This is a genomic window from bacterium, from assembly GCA_023150945.1.
Lineage (GTDB): Bacteria > Zhuqueibacterota > Zhuqueibacteria > Zhuqueibacterales > Zhuqueibacteraceae > Coneutiohabitans.
In genome coordinates this window covers 166,885-185,683 of the sequence record JAKLJX010000006.1, presented here as the reverse complement: position 1 = coordinate 185,683, position 18,799 = coordinate 166,885, and the positions used below count along the sequence as shown (strand labels likewise).

Genomic DNA, 18,799 nt, shown 5'->3' with positions numbered 1-18,799 from the left:
CGGGCGGTCAACGATGAAGCGTGTGCAAATCAAATAACCGCGGGGATCGTTCATGACAAAGCGCCCGGGCGGTGGTGTTTTTGGACGGAGACTCATGAGTCATCGGTCTTCCACGGCTCGCAACATCCGCTGCTTGGAGTCCGCCTCGACACGAGGTTTGTAGTAGCGCCTTGTGGCGCCTGCCTGCAATCACAAACGAGGCTCCCAAAGGAGCTACTACCACACTTCGGTTTTCCAAAAAATTTCGAGGCGCTCGCTTCGCTCGCGCCAAAAGGGTAGAAAGCGTAAAAAGAACTCAAAGGGTAACCTCATATCAACGACTGTCCTGGGCGCAGCGAAACCCCATAAGGTAGTTACGATACGTGGGACTGTTCCTGATACGATAGGCGCAGCGCACGATCAGTGGATTGTAGTCCCACGACCCGCCGCGCAAAACCCGTTGAGTACCTGTTTCCGGACCTATCGGATTCTCCTCCGGACTTTCGTCGTAATAGTCGGAATCATACCAATCCGCGCACCATTCCCAGACGTTACCCAGCATGTTCGCCAACCCAAGCGGATTGAGGTTCTCTTTGCCGGTATGGGGATTTGGTTCATTCACGGCATGCGCTTGGCGGCGGGCGGTGTCGCCGAACCAAGCGTGTTTGGGCAATTCCTCGACGGCATCGCCAAAATAGTACTGCGTGCGTTTCGCTTTTTTGCCACCGCGCGCCGCGTATTCCCACTCTGCCTCGGTGGGCAGCCGGCCGCCAAGCCACAAACAAAAATAATGGGCCTCGAACCAGGTGTTGCCTACTGCCGGGCAATCGTCGCCGCCGTGGCCGCACTTGTCGCCAAAGGGGAAGTCCTTTTGCATGCGATTGGTTACCGGATGCTTAGCCAGGCAAAAACTGTTCAGTTTGACTTGATGCGCGGGGCGTTCGTGGGGTTCGTGCTCATCATCGCCCATCCAAAACTCGCCGCCTTCCACTTCGATCCATTCAAAATGATTGTCGGGATCGCGCATCAATTTTTGCTGGCGTTCGGCGGCGTGGTCGAGATCGAACAACTCGTAAATCAAGCCGCCGGGTTGCAGCGGCTGCATGCCCAGCCTCTCCAACAATTCCTGGCCGTGGTAAATCACTTCGCAATCGCGTTCGGCGCATTTGATCAGCAAAATGTCCAGCGTCTCTTGCACCAATTTTTGCTGTTCGGTTGGCGCAATCAGGTGCAATGACTGTTCAAGGCTGTCAATGAGTAGCAGCTTGCTCTGGTTGCCCTCTTCTTGATCAATCAGAGGTTTGAGCAATTCCAGGGCCGGCGTTTTCACTTCGGTGGTCACGCGCAGGGCCAGCGGCCGATTGAGGTTCCACAGGCCGTTGACCAATTCGACAACATTTTTGTGGTCTTGCAGCAGCCCGGCATAAAGCCGCACCACTTCCTCCCAATCGGGATTGGCAGCGTGACGGATGACGAAGTTTGTCCCCGAGAGTTTTCGCCGAGGATCGTTAATTTTATCGCGCAAGGCCAGCGCGGTAAAATATTCCCACAGCGAGCGATGCACGAAGGTGAAGCCCTCTTTCGCGCGTTGAATCAAACCGGTTTCGCGCTCGAGGCGGTTGAGAAAATCTTCCGGCCGGCCCAGGGTTTCGGCTGAAAGCGCGGCCCGGCCGATCACATTCACATGGTCAACCGGAAAATCATCTTCCTTCCACAGGAAAAAGCGCAGGGATACATCTTTCAAAATTTCGATGGTATGCTCGTAATTGCTTTTGGCGGAGGCGCTGCTCTCGGGATCATAAGCGCGCCGCAGCAAATACTGGGTGCATTCTTCATAGAGATCGCTGCGGCGTTCGAGCAGGGCCGCGTCCCCGCCCTGCTCGAAGGTGAAGCAGATCATGCTGAGCAGAAACGGATTGGCGGCCAAATCGCGAATGCGGCGCCGCTGCGCCAGGCTCTGCTCGAGTGCGGCGATTTTCTCCGGCTCGCCGGCAAACCATTTTTCGACATAGGCCTGAATCATCGCCGGCGTTAACGGCAGCACGTCGAAGCGGCGAAATTGGGCAAAGTCACCCTGCCGCAACGCAATCGGGCGGCTGGCCACGATGATCTTCGCGCGCGGATACTTGCGGCCCAACTTCTCCAATTCCGCGGCGATGCGATTGCCGGTCTCCGCTTGCTCGATTTCATCGAGGCCGTCAAAGAGCAAAACCATGTTCTTTTCGAGAAAACGTTCTTGGGCGCACAGTGCTGCGAAAATCTCGGGGCTGTCACTGTCCTGATTGAGCTGCTGTTGCACAAAATTTTCCAGCGTGGCCTCGCTCAAGTCGAGAGATTTGCAGCGCAAGTAAACGGGAATGCAATCGCTGTCCGCGCCGACGTAACGATGCGCCAGGTAGCGCAGCAACGTGGTTTTGCCGCTGCCGGGCAGGCCGCGCAACAAGAAGTGCCGCGGCGGGGTGTCATTGAAAAACACATTGTCAATGTCGAGCGGCACGGCGGGCGGTCTGTTTTCCTCCCGCCAGTCCAACAAATGCAGCGGCACGAAGCCGTGCTCGATATCCGCCATGTCGCCCGCGTCTATTGAGCGCCGGCGTTTTTCGCCGAAGAGATGGATGGTCGAGAACTTATGCTGCAAATTCCGGCGGTGGCTGCGGATCAATTCCTGGACGCGTGTTGCCGAGCTGGCCGTAGTAGGTTCCCCTGCGGTGGGATGGATGTGATCGAGAATATAATGCGTCAAATGCTGGCGCACTTTGCGCTCGAAATCAGCGGTGTCCTCAAACGTCCAAAACAAACCCAACGGCGAGATTTCCTGTTTGAACTCGAGCACAGCGGCATATTGCCGCAGCTCTTCCGGCGTCTTCAGCGGACGATCGGCTTCTTTGAAATAGATCATGATCCACGGCCGGCCGCTATCTTGCCGCGCTTTGATCGCGGTTCTGATCTCATGCTCCGCGCCGGAGGCAGCGCCCTTTGCCGGCGTGCCAAACCGTTTCCAAAAGATCGCGAGCAAAATATCGCAATCCTGAATATTCAAAATCGGGTCGATGACGCCCTGCGGGCCGTCGGGATGAAAACCGGGATAGGCGTCGGTCTGCCAGTGGGTCAATTCGAGGGTGACTTTGCGCTCGTGCGCCACCCCGCGATTCAATTCCGCGATGACGCCTTCCAGCGCGCGGCATTCATCAGCAACGTCGCTGGGGGAGGATAAAACGATGCGGAGGGCGCGTTTGGTTTGCATAGGCAATGCTATCGTGCACTCTGTACGCGTGCTATAAATTTGACATTACGGGTAAGGCAGCAAAGTCAAGCCTTTCGCGCCGCCGCAAATCACGCACCCAGGCCACGCTGCCGCTCATGTCTTCGCGATCCTTCCACATCCCGACAAAAGGCTCCTTCTTCAGTTTTGGTTTCCTCTTTTTCCCTTCGGCTGCTGGCCGCACATAGCGGATCTGCAGAAAGGCGATGAAGTCAATAACTTCGCGTTTGGCCTCGATCGGCAAGGTATTGAATTGCCGCCAAATACTCTCCTGTTCCATGACTTGCCCTCAAGATTATTCTTCTGATGAAAGGATTGATTTTGTGAAAGAGAAAGTACGCGATCACCCCACAAAAGTCAACAACCTCACCGGCGATCATAGCTCAAAAAAACGCGCGCATCTCCACCTTGCCCAGATGCAGCGTCTGCGGCCGGTCCGGCTCGCGGCGGCCGAGATAGGTCGCCGAGAAATTCACGTTGCTGCTCACGCGATATTCGGCGGACAGGTTCCAGCGCCAGGTGGTGCCGGCGCGATTGCCCTTTGCCAGCTCGTAGGGCAGCACCTGGCCGGCGGGCGCAGCGGTCACGCGCACCCACTCCACCTCACCCTGCAGCCGGCCTCTGCCGCGCAGCGAGTACGCCAGCCGCGGCCGCAGAAAGATTGCCTGCGCGCGCACCGGCTCGCGCGTGGCATCGGAATACAAATCCCTATCAATCGCCAAGCCGCCGCGCTGCGCCAGCTCGAGCAGCGGCTGCGGGCGATAGGACAGCTCAACTTCCACCTGCCGGCTGCGCACCAGCCGGTCGAGCCGGCGCGCGGTGTCGAAGGTGCGGTCCTCCCGGTTGAGCTTGAGTTCGCTCTGGCTGGTGAGGCGCGGCGACAGCGCCCAGGTGAGGCGCCATTCGTGCTGCAGTTGCGTGCGGCGCGAGCCTTCATCCAGCAATTGATTATTGCGCTCGCGCAGCGCGGTGAGACGATAGCGCAGGGACTGCTCGCGGCGGTTTTCCCAGAGATAAATTTCCTGCTGCACGCTCTGCGTGCCGAAGAGAGTCAGCTTCTCATCCTGAAAGCGCGAGAGCTGCAAGCGATAGATCTGCCAGACCTCCGGATCCTGCGTTTTTTCCTCCAGCCGCAAAAACGTATTCAGCGAAACCGGCATGAGCAGGCGTGCCCACCATGAGCGGCGCGGCGGCATGCCGGCTTCGGCCGGCCGGGGAGAGAACAGTTCTCTAAAGGTCAGACGAATGTTGCTGCGCAGCCGCACTTCTGCAACCGGCACGAACCGCTCGGTATTCACCAGCCGCAACACATAATCGCCGAACAACGGATCCGGAAGGTACTCGTTCTGCTCAGGATCGTAGCGATAGTTGCCCCGGCCTTGCTCAACTTTGAAGAAAACGCGCTGCTGCTGCGAGGCTTGCGTGTTGGTGATTTGGTACTGCCAGTCGGTGTTGAGCGCGCGGCGAAAAGGCGCAAAGGTGATGCGCAAATCAGCGAGATCGCTGCGGGTGGCCGGGATCGTGTCGCCGGCAAATACGCGCTCGCGGTGCGTGAAATTGAAATTGAGCGCCAGCGCGCGCCATTGCTTCAAATCCAGAGCATAGTTTTGCGTGCGTGCAGTCGAAGCGGGCTGCGGACCCAGGCGGGTGCGGGCCTCGTCCTGGCGTTCGTTCAGTGAAGCTTCCAGCGAGAGTTGGCGGCTCACCGCCACGCCCAGCCCGGCGGTGACGCTTTGAAAACGAAAACCACTGGCGGAATCGGCATAGGTGTCCTTGCGGTCTTCGGCCTCGTAGCCGGCAAGCGGCGTCCAGCGCCCGAGCTTCCACGTGAGGTTGCCGCGCTGCCGCAGCCAGCCGGAGGTGGTGGGCAGATCGGCGGTTGCCGTGGCAACCGAATCTGTTTCCTTTTCTTCACGAGTGATGTTTTCGATTTTGTAGCGCAGCTCGGGCCAGCCTCTGCGCCGCAGGTCGGTGTTGATTTCCCAGCGTGCTGCCGCTTGCGAACTGCCGCGCGCGAGACGGCCCAGGCTGCCCTGCCAGCGCCAACCCGTAGTGGGAAGATAGGTGACGGTCGATTCCAGCAAGTCTTCTGCATGGGCGGCAGCAGCGGCGGCAAGATTCCATTTGCGGTTGAATTCCACCACCTCGCTGCGGTCGAGGTCGCGATAGCGCGCGGTTTTGTTGCGGTAGTTGAGTTGGAGCGCGATTTGTCCCCAGTTCGAATTGCCCACCTTGAGCGGCCGCTGCTCGACCTGCAGGGCAGTCAACCAGGCCCGGCCGCTGTTGTCGGCGTCATCCTTGCCGGAATAGAGATTTTGATCGAGGCGGCTGAGCGCCAGTTCGTTGATCAACGACACGCCTTGCCAGGGCGCGAGCGCCAGACGATTGTCGATGACGGAATGGCTGCGCGCGGGCGTGAGCAGGATCACGGGCAGATAGCGGCCTTGGTTCCTGCCGGCGAATTCATAGTGGCCGAAGCTGCGCAAGCGATAATCGCCACGGCCCTCGCCGACGTCGGAGAAGGTCACGCGATAGTCGCCGGAATCCGGGCCGACGTATCTGTAAATGACGGCCGTCGTGTCGAGGCGAATGTAATCCCCACGTGCCGGCGGCGTCACCCGCACTGCGCCCTCACGCACGGCGAGCTGATCGCCGGCCTGCGCCAGCGCCGCCGATTCTTCTTCGCCGAGCGTGAAGCTCAGGGGATTGTCTTTGTTGTCGCCTTCGTGCAGCACGGTGGTTTGCCATCTCACTTTGTCTTGCAGGGCGGAGAGCAGGCCCTGGCCGCTGTAGAGGCTGCGGCGAAAGCGTTCATCGGAGTACTGGAAATCGACAGTAATGCGCGAATCGGCGGTGATCAGGCGCCGTCGCGTGAAGGTGATTTGGCCGTTGGCGTATTCGATGACGTAATCGTTGTTTTCGCCGCGCGTCATCAGCTCGCCGTCGATCCACACGCGCTCGGTGCCGCCCAGCACGATGATGTCGATCTGGCCGCGCTCACCCTTGAGCTGATACGGCCCTTGATTGCCCTCGATGCCGTTGAATTCATTCGTTGCGTATTGCCCTTTGGAAACCGCGGCGGAGAGCGTGAGTTCGAATTGGCGCGGCCCGCTTTCACCCGGCGAAGATGCAGCCGGGGCTTTGCCCAGGCTGAAGCGCGCGCCTTGTAGCTTGCGGCCGTAGCGGGCAAACTCGCTGCCGCCATAGGCGATTTCAAAATCACCCAGGGTGGCATTGAAGGTCGGGCTGCGCAACTGCACGTAGACTTTGTCGATTTCCTGCAGCGTTTGGGTATTGCCCTCCGGTTGAATCGGCGTGTTCTGATCCGTGAGCGCGGCCACGACCTCCACGCCTTCGGCAATTTGTCCGGCGATTTGCATGCGCAAGCCGGAATCCACGGTGAGCGCTTGATTCGTGCCCAGGCTCAGGCCGCGCGTTAGGCTGCCGCGTTTGACCAGGTTGGCGCCCAAATTCCGCGTGAAGCCGGCCGCCGGTTGGGTCGTGCTTACCAGGCTTTCAATTTCACCGCGGGCGGTTTTCTGGCTGTCGGCGCTGAGCGGCTGCAGTTGAAAGAGTGAAAGCCGGGCCGGCAGCCGCACCGGCAGAATGCGATAGCGCAGCACCAGGCTGTCGCACGCGGTGCTGCCGCCGAGCCAGGTGAGGCGGGCGCGGCCGTAATCAATGCGATAATCCGGCCCGCGCGGCAAGCGATCGGCACCGCAAAACAGCGTGTCGGATTGGGTGATGATGAAGCTGTCCGGCAATGCGAGGGTGACGGTGTCGGCAACCGCGGCAAATTTGAACTGTCGCAGTGCCAACGACACGGGCAGTGAATCGGGGGGCGTGGCTTGCGCGAAAAGTACGCCGGAGAAGGTGAGACTCAGAAAGAAGCGCAACAGCCACAGGCACGGGCCTGGGCGGACCGCCGGCGAACGCACTGCATGTGAACGGCAAGAGGCAGGCATGAAGTCAGAATTCAAACGCGATGAACGATCATTTTACCGTCCGGGGTCTGGCGAAAACCGGAGCGAATTTGCTGGTCGCAATTTGCCTGAGGCCGTCCTCCTGGGTGCGTGCGGTAGAATACAGAATATTACTCTAAAAACCATCACGACCGCGAAGGCGCGAAGAACGCAAAGGAAAACGGGCCTGGCGTCCTTTGCGACTTCACGGTTGAATTTGGTTGCGGCTATTGCCCCGCTATGAGGTCAATTTGAATTTTGGGTCAATTCATAAACGAGCACAGCATTGTGGCCGGCGTCCAGCACAAAGGCGCGGCCGGAGGCATTTGGCGAACCGCCGGGCGGACTCGCTGACCGCAGCGCAAGCGCAACCGGCGCGCGCAGGCTTGGCGCTGCCGAGTCGGGCCGGCCGAATTCGAAAACCAGTTCGCCGCTGCGGCGGAAGCCGGCAATGCGCTGGTGGCCGCGATCCGCGACCCAAATGAGGCCGCGCCACTCCGCCAAGCCGCAGGGCCGGTCGAGCAAGCCCGCGCCGAGCGCGCCCACAAAATTGCCGAAGGCGTCATAAGTCATGATGGCGTGGCGCACGGAATCGCTCACGAAGATTTCGCCCGCGCCGGAGATCAGGATTTTTGCGGGCCGGAGCAGGCCGCCCTCGCCCCAGTTGAAATCACCGAAGCTGGCTTTGGGCTTGCCGAAAACATCGAAACGCAGCAGCCGCTTGAATTCATGATCCGCCACGAACAGCTCGCCCTGCGGAGAGAGGGCAACCGCGGCGGGATAGCCGAACTGCAAGCTCTGCTCCTGCGCTTCTGCACTGGAATAAGAGGCAATGAAATTCAAGTCCCGGTCAAAGCGCTGCAGGCGGTGATTGTTGTAATCGGCCACGATGACATCCAGTCCATTGCCTGCCCAAACATCGACCGGCCGGTCGAACTGTTCCTGATCGAAGCCGAAGCCACCCACTTCCCGCAGCAGCCGGCCTTGCGGATCGCATTTGAGCACGCGATGATTGCCGGTATCCGCGATATAGAGGTTGCCGTCGGGGTCGAGCGCCAGCGCGGCGGGCTGGGCAAGCGGCCGAGTGTTCAGCGTATCGCCGAGCAAACTGCCGGCGAAGCGCGCGTGCCACACCGGCTGGGCGGCGGCGCCGGCGGCAAGGATCTGCAGCAGCAGGAAGAGAATCAAAAATCGCACAGGCACTGGCCGTGAGTTCTCGCTGAAAAAGTTGGCTGACAGACGGGCACCGGAACAAACTCTCCTACCAGACCGAGAGATGCAGGCCGGCGTTGAGCAGGTAGCCGCCGACGCTCGATCCTTCAAAGCCGGTGCCGCCACCGATGGTGGCGGAGGTGATTTCGAATTCAATGAAGAAGGCGGCGCGTCTGACAAAACGATAATCGAGGCCGAGATCGAGAAAGAAACCGCTGGCGTTGCGTTCGACGCCCGCTTCACGAAACAGGCTGAGCGGGCCGCTTTCTTCGACGCGGAAAAAGGCCAGGCCGAAGCCGAAAAAATTGCCCACTTTGCCCGGGCCGCGATTGAGATAGCGCACACCCGCGTTGATCCAGCTTTCCTGCCACTCCAACTGCGCGGGCACGTCTCCGGCCGTCACCTCGTGTTCGAGCGTGAAGCGGCGGTATTTCACCACGAGATGGTAGGGCGTTCGGATCTTGACGACCGCGGCGCCGCCCAGCGCCAAGCCGCTGCGCCGGCCGTAGATGCGGGTGAAATTTTCGTGGTTGACGCGAAACATGCCGGCGCTGCCGGCGAGCATCAGCCGGTCTGCAGGCTGTTCGCCAAACTGGGCGGAGGCCACGCCGGCGCAGAACACCAGAGCAAAGAAGAAGAGTTTTGGGGTCACGGTGTTTTTCCTATCGGCATATTGGCCTGCCCAATGTTGACAGTGAGTGAGGCGATCCCGGCCTTTCGCGCCGCCAGCCGCTGGCAAGCCCAGGCGAGACCGGAGGATTGACCGGCCTGCGGCGCAGGGCACCGACCAAATTTGTCAAAAGATGAGACGGTTGAAAATGTAGAGAACCGCGGCGGTCAGCAGGATCGCTCGCAAGAATGGGGTGAAGAACGAGGCCATGCGCTCAATCTTTTCCTCGGTTTCTATCTGGCGAATATCCGCCTCGACCTGTGCGGTTGATTTTGGTCCATCGATTCGAGCCATCTTGGTGCCCTCCTGCGGTATCCGTTGAGAATTTTTTTTCAAGTCACGGCCGGATGGTCACCCGCCTCACCGGCCAGAATCTGCCGCACCGCCTGATGCAGATGGCCGTTCGTTGAAAACGCGTTGTCGCCGTGAATGGTGGCCTGCCCCTGCCAGTCGGTGAAACGGCCGCCGGCTTCTTCAATGATCGGCAGCAGCGGGCCGCAATCCCACACCGACATGCGCGCATCGAGCATGATTTCGGCGCGGCCGGTGGCGACGAGAAAATGGCCATAGGCATCGCCCCAGGTGCGTTGCAGCTTGGTATTGGCGCACAAATGTTCCCGCGCCGCGGTGTGCCCCAGCCGGTCCATGGCAAAGAAATCAGTGGCGAGCAAGGTGGCCTCGGGCAATTCTGTGATCGTGGAGACGTGCGCGCGCCGGCCGTTCCAAAAGCATCCGTGGCCGCGCAAAGCCCACACCATTTCTTCCAGGGCGGGGAAATTGATGACGCCGAGTGCCACTTCCTGATGGATTTCATAGGCCAGCAGGACGCCGTAAAACGGTACGCCGCACACGAAGCTGCGCGTGCCGTCAATGGGATCGATGTACCAGGTGCCGGCCTCGGACTTGGGCCCCGCGCCCTCCTCCTCACCGACGATGGCGTCTTGTGGGAAATACTTTGTCAGCCAGCCACGAATTTCCTGTTCGGCGCGCTTGTCGGCAATGGTAACCGGCGAGCCGTCGGATTTGATTTCGGTGAGGGGATGGGCCTGATAATATTCCAGCGTGATTTTACCGGCACGCCAGCAGGCTTCCAGCGCGGCATCGAGGCGGGTTTGCAGGTCTTTGGCATTCATGGCAAGCGACGCAATGGGGCGGGCCCGAGGGCGACCGGACATTCGAATCAGTTTGATGGCAATTTCCCGTCAAAGCAGCGGGCCTGCTGGTGCAGGTCCAAAACGAATTACCCTCCGACCCTTGCGCCGAAGGCAAGGAAAATGAGCGGAGGGTAAGTGCAATCGCGACGAGGGGCAGCGCACCGCCGCCGGCAAAGCGAGTTTCACAGGAGCGGAAGCGGCTCTAGCGACGACGGGCTTTTTTCTTGGCCGTCTTCTTGACCGCTTTCTTGGCAGTCTTTTTGGCTGTCTTTTTCTTGGCAACTTTGACGGCTTTCTTCTTGGCTGTCTTCTTGGCCGTCTTCTTGGCTGCCTTCTTTCCAGCTTTCTTCTTGGTTGCCTTCTTGGCAACCTTTTTGGCGGCTTTTTTCTTGGCAGCGGCTTTCTTCTTCACGGCCGGTTTGGGAGCGGCTTTGGCTGGCATCGGCGCAGGAATGGGTTCCATGCCGGCTTCCGGCATGCCGGCGCTCGTGTCCTCCTCTTCCTCCTCTCCCTCCGACCAGGTCGAATCCGACAACGAGCTGCCAAACGGTTCGTCTTCGTCAGACTCTGTGGGGTTCAATTCAGAATCCGCGGGATCGTAGCTCTCCTCGTCGTCGTCATCTGAGGGGGAATAAGGCCAATTGTCCATCGCTTCCTCCACAAAAGAGTTTGGAAATTGCGTATCACACGCGTGATTTAGGCTCGCTTGACGCGGCAAAAAATAATCGTTCAATTTGCGATATGCAAGACGAATTTTGCAGCGCACAAAAATAGTATGCGCACCCGGCATGGCCGCCAGCGCGATTTGGCGCGCTATTTTTGCGGGTCGGCAATCGCTGCGCAGCGCGGCGCCGCGGCCGTTGTCGCAACCCGCCAGGCGAAATCCGCAAAAAACCCGCATTTTTTGCGGTTTTCCGCGCAGGCACATGAGAAAATGCTTGCCTTCACTTGAATTTCTGCCTATCTTAGCCGCGTCAATTGGCACGTGAAAACATCGCCGCACGCATGCGGCGCGCCTGTTTACCTGCTGTATCACCTTCTATTCACAACCTAATCGAGGAGAGAAGAGCATTATGGCAAGCGCAGGTCCCATGACCAAAGGACAATTGATCAAGCATTTCGCCGAGAAGTTCGAAATGACGCGCGCGCAATCCATGGAGTGGTTTCAGGAGCTTGCCCGCCTGGCGGCCAAGGAAGCCAAGAAGGGCTTCACCATCCCCGACATCGGCAAGCTCGTGGTGGTAAAGCGCAAAGCGCGCATGGGACGCAACCCGCAGACCGGCGAAGCGATCAAGATTCCCGCCAAGACCGTGCTCAAGTTCCGCATCGCCAAAGCGGCCAAAGACGCGGCGCTCAAGAACTGAGCGGGCCGACGGCCCACGTTCCCGGCGATCACGCTTCGACCGGCATGGCAATGCCCCTCCCGCGCCGTTGCGGTGGGCGTTGCCCGTGCCTTCATGAACGCGTCTGATTCCAAAACCCATCCCGGTTCGCCGTGATGGGTTTTTGCATTCAGACAGGTACAACCATGATCCAGCATCTTCGCATTGGCCTCGCCCAAATCAACCCGACCGTCGGCGCTCTGCGCCGCAACCTCGAGCTGATCCTGAAATATCTGGAGGCGGCGCGCCGCCAGGGCGTGCAGCTCGTGCTCTTTCCCGAACTGGCCGTCACCGGCTATCCGCCTGAAGACCTGATCTTGCGCGACGACTTCGTGCGCGCCAATCTGGCTGCCCTCGAGCAAATCGCACACGCCAGCCGGGGCCTGGTGGCCATCGTCGGCTTTGCCGAGCCCCTGGCGCACAGAATCCACAATGCCGCCGCGGTTTGCGCCGACGGCCGGCTGCTCACCACCTATCACAAAATCTGCCTGCCCAATTACGGCGTGTTTGACGAGCGCCGTTATTTCGAAGCGGGCACGCGGCCGCTGGTGGTGCAGTGGAACAAGCTGCGCATCGGCATCAACATTTGTGAAGATATCTGGACCTCGGCGCCGATTGCCGAGTTTGAAGCCTCGGCCGGCGGCGCCCACCTGCTCGTCAATCTCTCCGCCTCTCCTTATCACTTTCGCAAAGGCTTCGAACGCGAGCATTTGGTGGCGACACTGGCGCGGCGCTCACAAGCCTTTTTTGCCTATGTCAACATGGTCGGCGGCCAGGATGAACTGGTGTTCGACGGCCAAGCCTTCCTGTTTGATCCCGAGGGCCGGCTGCTGTTGCGCAGCGAACAATTCGAAGATCGATTGATCGTCACCGAGGCGGCCATCGATACCGGTCTTCCCCGGCCGGCGCTGGGGCTGGCAGGCCGGTACGAGTTGGCCGAGGCGGTGATTCCCATGCCGCTCTTGCCCCCGTCCGGCTCGCCGCCGGCGCCCATCGTCGCGCGCGTGCGCGCGGAGGCCGATGAAATCTTCGCCGCGCTGGTGTTGGGCACGCGCGACTACGTGCGCAAGAACGGCTTCCAGAAAGTCGTGCTCGGCTTGAGCGGCGGCATCGATTCGGCGGTGACCGCTGTGATCGCCGTGGCCGCGCTGGGCGCGGAGAATGTCGCGGGCGTTTTGCTGCCCAGCTCGTTCACTGCCGCGGCCAGCAATGAAGATGCGCTGGTTTTGGCGCGCAACCTCGGCATTGCAACCCTCACCCTTCCCATCCGCGGCTTGATGGCGGCCTATGACGAAACCCTGGCAACTGCCTTTCACGGCCGGCCGCCGGATGTCACCGAGGAAAACATTCAGGCGCGCATTCGCGGCAACCTGCTGATGGCGCTCTCCAACAAGTTCAACTGGCTGGTGCTCACCACCAGCAACAAGAGTGAAACCGCGGTCGGCTACAGCACGCTCTATGGCGATATGGCGGGCGGCTTTGCCGTCATCAAAGACGTGCCCAAGAGCAAGATCTACGCCCTGGCCGGCTGGATCAACCAGCATGGCTTTCCTCAGCCCGTGATCCCGCTGCGCACCCTCGAGCGGCCGCCGACCGCAGAGCTGCGTCCCAATCAAACCGATCAGGACTCCCTGCCGCCGTACGATTTGCTCGATCGCATCATCGAGGAATATGTCGAAGATGATCGCAGCGTGCCGGAAATGATCGAGCGCGGCCTGCCCGAGAAAATCGTGAAGGAAGTCGTCAAGCTCATCGATCGCGCCGAATACAAGCGCCAGCAAGCGGCGCCCGGCATCAAGATCAGCACCAAGAATTTCGGTAAAGACCGCCGCATGCCCATCACCAACGGCTTCAGACCCGACGAGCCGCTTTGATTGCGTAATCGCCAAACCGGTTTTGCCATGGCTTCGCTCTTTATCACCAAAGACGACGTGCTGCTCTTCCAAGCCCGGCTGCGGAACGCCGAGGTGACCATCGGCCGCACCGAGGGCAATGTCATTCGCCTGGGCGATCTTTCGGTCTCGCGCTGCCACGCACGGCTGCACCGCGAAGCGTCCGGCAATTATCTGCTCGAAGACAACAACAGCACCAACGGCGTCATGGTCAACGGCCAGAAGCTGACGCTGCCGGCGCGGTTGCAGGACGGCGACGAGATCAAGATCGGTGCTTACGTGCTGCGTTTCGCCGAGGAATCCGCCACCACCACCGATCACCTGCGGGCGTTGTTTGCGCCGTCGACGCACAAAGTCGGCCGCAGGCCCGAGGCCACGGCCAGCGGCGCGCTGGTGAGTGAGGCGGAGCAGTTGGTTTTCACCATCGCGCAGGACCGGATCGTGCTCGGCAATCGCGGGGAGGTCGACATTCGGCTGGAGGGCGAGGAGCCGCTGCGTGCCTCTTTGTTCCGTCGCGGCGATCGTTTCTTCCTCTGCAGCGAAACCGGCGCGCCGTGCGTGCGCGTCAACGGCCTGCTCACGATGAATGCGCAGGTGCGCTACAACGACGTCATCGAAATCGGCGGCCGGCAGTTTGTGCTGCGCGCCGTGTGAAGTAATCACAAAATCCGCTTTTGCCTGAAACGGCTTTGTGCTATATTCGGCCTTGCCCAACGCTGCCGGGCGAGCGCCAGGCGGCGCCGCCTCGAACGTTTGATCATTCGGAGCAGTAACGATGCGGTTTGCCCATCTTCGATTGAACCACCGGATCAACAAAAGTGTCATACTGCCGGCGCTCTTGTGCCTGGCACTGCTGCCCGGCTTCCTGCGATCGCCGTCCCCGCCGCAACATGCCGCGAAGCAAGTCATCGCGCGGCGCGGCGACACCATCAGCTTTCTGGCGCTGCGTTACTACGGCTTCTTCGACGATTCTCTCCAAGCCGTGCTGGCTGCCGCCAATCCTGCCAAAGATCTGCATCACTTGCAGCCGGGCGATACGTTGAGTTTTCCCGCACGCGGCGCGGGTCAACCGCTTCCCGAGGCGCTGAAGAGCGTGGCGGCCAGCGCGGTGTTGACATTCACGGAGGGTGAAGTGAGTTACCGCCGGCCGCAGCAAAATCCCGCGTTTGTCGCGGCGCGGCCGAATCTGGTTTTGCGCAGCGGCGATGAAATCAAAACCGGCAAGAACGGCCGCGCGGAATTGGTGCTGGACAACCGCAGCGTGTTGCGCCTCGATGCCAATTCCCATTTGCGCATCGAAGATTTGCGGCGCGCCGGCGGCTATCAAGCCAAATTCGAGTTCGCCGCAGGCTCGTTGTGGACGCGCATTTCGAAACTTTTTCAACAAAAGCCGCAGATTGACGTCGAGTTTCCCACGGCGATTGCCGGCGTGCAGGGCACCACGTATCGCTCGTTGGTCGCGCCGGACAGTTCCACCACCGTGCGCGTGTATGACGGCGCCGTGGAAGTCCGCAACAGCCCGACGGCCGGCCGCAGCGGGCCACCGCAACGCATTGGCCCGCCGCAACAGGTGCCGGGCCCGGCGCAAGTTTCGCTCGAAACCTGGATCAAACTCGTGCGCGCCCATCAAGAAATCCACATTGCCAAAAGCGGCAAGCCCTCGGATCCGCGCGCGTTTCGCGATCAAGGCGCGGAGCTGGACTGGGTGCGCTGGAATCAACAGCGCGACCGTGAGCTTGATGCCGAACTGTGATCTTTCCGCAATGGAATCCTTGCCGTCAACGCAAACCGTATCACCGCCGAGCCGCAGAGCACGCTGAAAGGAGCCTCTTGGAAAAACACAGCGCACTCCGCCTCGCGCGGGTGAAATCAAATGCGCGCGTGACGCCATTGCCAAACGATGCATTGCCGCGGCAGGAACTTTTCCCCATCCCCTCAGCAGTTCTGAGGGTAAATTGTGATGCCCGCTCGCCCGGGTTATGATGACCAAACCTTCGCTTCGCTCACACCTTCCCCGCATGGTGGCCGGTGCGCTGCTGTTCGTCACCGTTCTGCTGCACGTGCGCCTATTGCCGTTGTCAAATGTGCTGGAATGGTTCGAACGCCAGAATCTCGATCTCTGCTTTCGCTTGCGCGGCAGTCTGCCCACTGATTCGAGTTTGGTGCTCGTGACCATCGATGATGCCAGCCTCCAGCGCGTGGGCGCGTGGCCCTGGCCGCGGCGCACGCTCGCCGGGCTGCTGCAAAAGCTGCTGGCCGCGCAGCCGCGGCTGGTGGTGTTGGATATCATCCTGCCGGCGCGGCCGGAGGAGGTTGCAGGCACTGCCGAATTGGCGCAGGTGATACGCGACAGCCGCGCGCAAGGCGGTGCCGGTGTAATTTTGCCTTACTACTTTTCTCGGATCAGCTTGCAGCCGTTGCCGCCGGTCGAGCCGCCGCCTCCGCCGGTGGCAGCCAGCGCCTTCATCCTATTCGATGCGCCGCCGCAAGAGGTGGCGGCACTGCCGCTGTTGCATGCCGCCGGCCTCAATCACGCTTCGCTGGATTTGCTTTCTGCGAGTTTGCCGGGCGGGCACATCAATCTCATCAGCACGGAGGAGATGGGTGATCCGGTCGTGCGCTGGGAGGCGCAGATCGTCCGGCACGGTGAGTTCTACTTGCCGGCCCTGCCGCTGCAGATTGCGGCCCAGGCAACGCAGCTCACCCGCGGACAGATTCGCTTGAAAGCCGGGGAGGGCATTCAGCTCGGCGAGCGGTTTATTCACACGGATCGCGCGGGCTGGAGTCTCATCAACTACTATGGTCCGGCGGGTGCGTTTCGCCAGATTTCCGCAGTGGAGCTTTTGGAGGGCCCAGTGTCTGCGCTCGCGGGCAAAATCGTGGTGGTGGGGGTGACCGCGGCGGGCACCCAGGATTTTCTGGCGTCACCCTTTGCCAGCCGGCTGCCGGGCGTGGAGAAACTCGCCACCTCCACCGCCAATATTTTGCGGCAAGAGCCGCTGCAGCGGCCGGATTACTTGAAGGCGGTGGAAATCCTGCTCATGCTCGGCGCCGGCACAGTGGCCTTTGGGCTTTGCCGGCGTTGGCCGCGGGCCTTGGGCGTGGTTTTGCTGTTGGGGTTGGCGTTGCTGCTGTGGCTGGTTGGCTTTGCCGCGTTTGCGGCAGGCCGAATGTGGCTGCACGGCATTGGCCTCATGCTGGCGCCGGTGCTGGCCGGAGGCAGCGCATTGCTGTTTGCGGAAAAGAAGAGCTTGACCGCAACACCTCCTTCCGCGCGCCGCGCAGCAACGGCGACCGAGGTGATTACCGATGGCAGCGGTTTGCGCCGCCTCGGCCGTTTCGAGATTACGGCCGAAGCCGGCGCGGGCGCGATGGGGAAAATCTATGCGGCGATCGATCCCACCCTCGGCCGCAAAGTCGCGATCAAGATTCTCCACCCGACGCACGGCCTCTCGGCGGCCGCGCAGGAGCGGTTGCGCGAGCGCTTTTTGCGCGAGGCGCGCGCCGCCGGTGCGTTGAATCATCCCAACATCGTTACCATCCATCAAGCGGATGAAGCGGCCGGCCGTTTTTTCATTGTGATGGAATTTTTGGAGGGCGAACCGCTCGACGAGGTGATCGAGCAGCAGGCGCCTTTGCCGCTGCCCCGGCTGCATCACCTGGCCACGCAGGTCGCCAGCGGCTTGGACTATGCCCACAGCCGCGGCGTGGTGCATCGCGACATCAAACCTTCGAATTTGATGATACTGGCCGGCGATACGGTGAAGATTCTGGATTTTGGCATCGCGCATCTGGCTCAGTCGACGCTGACGCAAGAGGGTGCGGTGTTGGGCACGCCCTGCTACATGTCGCCCGAGCAATTGCGGGGGGAGAAGATCGACGGCCGCGCCGATGTGTTTTCGCTGGCCGCAGTCGTTTATGAGATGGCAACCCGGCAGCGGCCGTTTGCCGGAGAGAATGTTGCTGCGATTTCCACCCAAATTCTTGCCGGCCGGCTGACCCGGCCGACGGCGCTCAACCGGCGGCTGCCGCCCGCCCTCGATGAAGTTCTGTTGCAGGCACTGCATCCCGAACGCGAGCGGCGTTACGCCACTGCCGGTGAGTTTGCTGCGGCCATGCAGCGCTTGCTGTGATCACGTCTTTGCCCGCCACAACACAAAGATTCCTCCCAACAAGAACATCCCATTCCCCAGCCAGGCGCCGAGCAGCGGCGGAATCGTGCCGTTCTGGCCGAGCGATTGCCCGGTCTTGACCATGCCGAAATAAAGAAAAGTGATCACCAGGGTGAGCGCCACACCCACCGCGCCACCCGAGCGCACCCGGCCGGCAGCCAGCGGCGCGCCGAACAGAATGATGATGAGGCTGGTGAACGGAAAGGAAATCTTGAGATAGAGATCCACCAGCCAGTGTTCCGGATCGCCGCCGTTGTTTGCCACTTCGGCAATGAAATGCTCCAACTCGCGATAGGACATTTCCTGCGGGTCTTTCTGCACCTTGGTCAAGACTTCGGGCGTGAACGAGAGCTGCGGCAATTGCAGCGTGTCGAAGGGAGTGGCGGTTTCACTTTCCCCCTCGAACGAGCGCTCGTAGCCTTTGAACGCCACCCAATGGCCGCCGCGCCAGCGCATGGCCGTGGCGTCGATGCGGCGCACGATGAAAACGCCGTCATACTCCTGGATGCTGATCTTGTTGGCGCTGCTGTCGGCGGCATTGTAGTAGCCGATGAACACGCGCCGGCTGCGCGGCATTTCCGGAAACTCACCGTTCCGGCGCACATTGTTTTCCGGCAGGCGTTCCTGCAAATAGAGATTCGAGTGGCGGGTGGGGAGATTGCGCGGCAGGCGGTCGATGTACTGGCTCTTCAGCTCGGCGCGGCGCTGGTTGGCTTCCGGCATTACGGTTTCGGCAAACACCAGCATCAACAGGCTCACCAGCAGGCCCAGGCCGAAGAGCGGCAGCAGAATGCGATGAATCGAAAGCCCCGAGGCCTTCATCGCGGTGAGCTCGTTGTGCTTGCTGAGCTGCCCGACGCTGAACATCGAAGCGAGCAGCATGGCGATGGGCACCATCAAAACGATGATGTAAGGCGTGTAGTAGAAATAATAGCTGAAGATCACCATCACCGGCACCTGCCGGTCGATGTAATCGGAGAGGCGTTCGACCAGATCGATAATGATGAAGATGCTGATCACCGCCACCAGCGAGAAGGCGAGGATGAACAGAAATTTGCGGAGCAGGTAGCGGTCGAGCAGGCGCATGGCGATTCACGCAAGCGGGAGCGAACAG

The 18,799-nt window shown here is 60.6% G+C and carries 14 protein-coding genes; 5 read left to right on the top strand and 9 right to left on the bottom strand.

The window, feature by feature from the left end; all coding sequences use genetic code 11:
• Positions 1-313 precede the first annotated feature (313 nt).
• The 8 genes from L6R21_10305 to L6R21_10270 form a co-directional block, all read right to left on the bottom strand.
• Positions 314-3,223: an SUMF1/EgtB/PvdO family nonheme iron enzyme gene (locus L6R21_10305; GenBank protein ID MCK6559578.1), complete on the bottom strand. Its 2,910-nt coding sequence runs from the start codon at positions 3,221-3,223 to the stop codon at positions 314-316.
• 31 nt (positions 3,224-3,254) lie between these two features.
• Positions 3,255-3,521 (bottom strand): DUF2281 domain-containing protein, encoded by a 267-nt coding sequence (locus L6R21_10300; GenBank protein ID MCK6559577.1) that lies wholly within the window; start codon positions 3,519-3,521, stop codon positions 3,255-3,257.
• A 103-nt stretch (positions 3,522-3,624) separates the two neighbouring features.
• Positions 3,625-7,137: a hypothetical protein gene (locus tag L6R21_10295; protein MCK6559576.1), complete on the bottom strand. Its 3,513-nt coding sequence runs from the start codon at positions 7,135-7,137 to the stop codon at positions 3,625-3,627.
• Between the two features lie 312 nt (positions 7,138-7,449).
• Complete coding sequence (locus L6R21_10290; GenBank protein ID MCK6559575.1) at positions 7,450-8,406, bottom strand: NHL repeat-containing protein; 957 nt, start codon at positions 8,404-8,406, stop codon at positions 7,450-7,452.
• A gap of 58 nt (positions 8,407-8,464) precedes the next feature.
• Positions 8,465-9,067, bottom strand: a complete 603-nt coding sequence (locus tag L6R21_10285; GenBank protein MCK6559574.1) for a hypothetical protein — start codon at positions 9,065-9,067, stop codon at positions 8,465-8,467.
• A 144-nt stretch (positions 9,068-9,211) separates the two neighbouring features.
• Positions 9,212-9,379 carry a hypothetical protein gene (locus L6R21_10280; GenBank protein MCK6559573.1) on the bottom strand — a complete coding sequence of 56 codons (168 nt, stop codon included), beginning with the start codon at positions 9,377-9,379 and terminating at the stop codon, positions 9,212-9,214.
• Positions 9,380-9,417: 38 nt separating this feature from the next.
• A complete protein-coding gene (locus tag L6R21_10275; GenBank protein MCK6559572.1) occupies positions 9,418-10,218 on the bottom strand; it encodes a histidinol phosphate phosphatase in 801 nt (266 codons plus the stop codon).
• A gap of 223 nt (positions 10,219-10,441) precedes the next feature.
• Positions 10,442-11,167: a hypothetical protein gene (locus L6R21_10270; protein ID MCK6559571.1), complete on the bottom strand. Its 726-nt coding sequence runs from the start codon at positions 11,165-11,167 to the stop codon at positions 10,442-10,444.
• Between the two features lie 163 nt (positions 11,168-11,330).
• Here L6R21_10270 and L6R21_10265 point away from each other — a divergent pair, with 163 nt between their 5' ends.
• The 5 genes from L6R21_10265 (at position 11,331) to L6R21_10245 (ending at position 17,646) form a co-directional block, all read left to right on the top strand.
• Entirely contained in the window at positions 11,331-11,603 is a 273-nt protein-coding gene (locus tag L6R21_10265; GenBank protein MCK6559570.1) for an HU family DNA-binding protein, read from the top strand.
• 164 nt (positions 11,604-11,767) lie between these two features.
• Positions 11,768-13,495, top strand: coding sequence for an NAD+ synthase (locus L6R21_10260; GenBank protein MCK6559569.1), 1,728 nt, complete (start codon positions 11,768-11,770; stop codon positions 13,493-13,495).
• Between the two features lie 27 nt (positions 13,496-13,522).
• Complete coding sequence (locus tag L6R21_10255) at positions 13,523-14,167, top strand: FHA domain-containing protein (protein MCK6559568.1); 645 nt, start codon at positions 13,523-13,525, stop codon at positions 14,165-14,167.
• A 121-nt stretch (positions 14,168-14,288) separates the two neighbouring features.
• Complete coding sequence (locus tag L6R21_10250) at positions 14,289-15,266, top strand: FecR domain-containing protein (protein ID MCK6559567.1); 978 nt, start codon at positions 14,289-14,291, stop codon at positions 15,264-15,266.
• Positions 15,267-15,492: 226 nt separating this feature from the next.
• Positions 15,493-17,646 carry a serine/threonine-protein kinase gene (locus L6R21_10245; GenBank protein ID MCK6559566.1) on the top strand — a complete coding sequence of 718 codons (2,154 nt, stop codon included), beginning with the start codon at positions 15,493-15,495 and terminating at the stop codon, positions 17,644-17,646.
• Here the strand turns inward: L6R21_10245 and lptG are convergent, their stop codons facing one another.
• Positions 17,647-18,771: an LPS export ABC transporter permease LptG gene (lptG, locus tag L6R21_10240; protein ID MCK6559565.1), complete on the bottom strand. Its 1,125-nt coding sequence runs from the start codon at positions 18,769-18,771 to the stop codon at positions 17,647-17,649.
• Positions 18,772-18,799 lie beyond the last annotated feature (28 nt).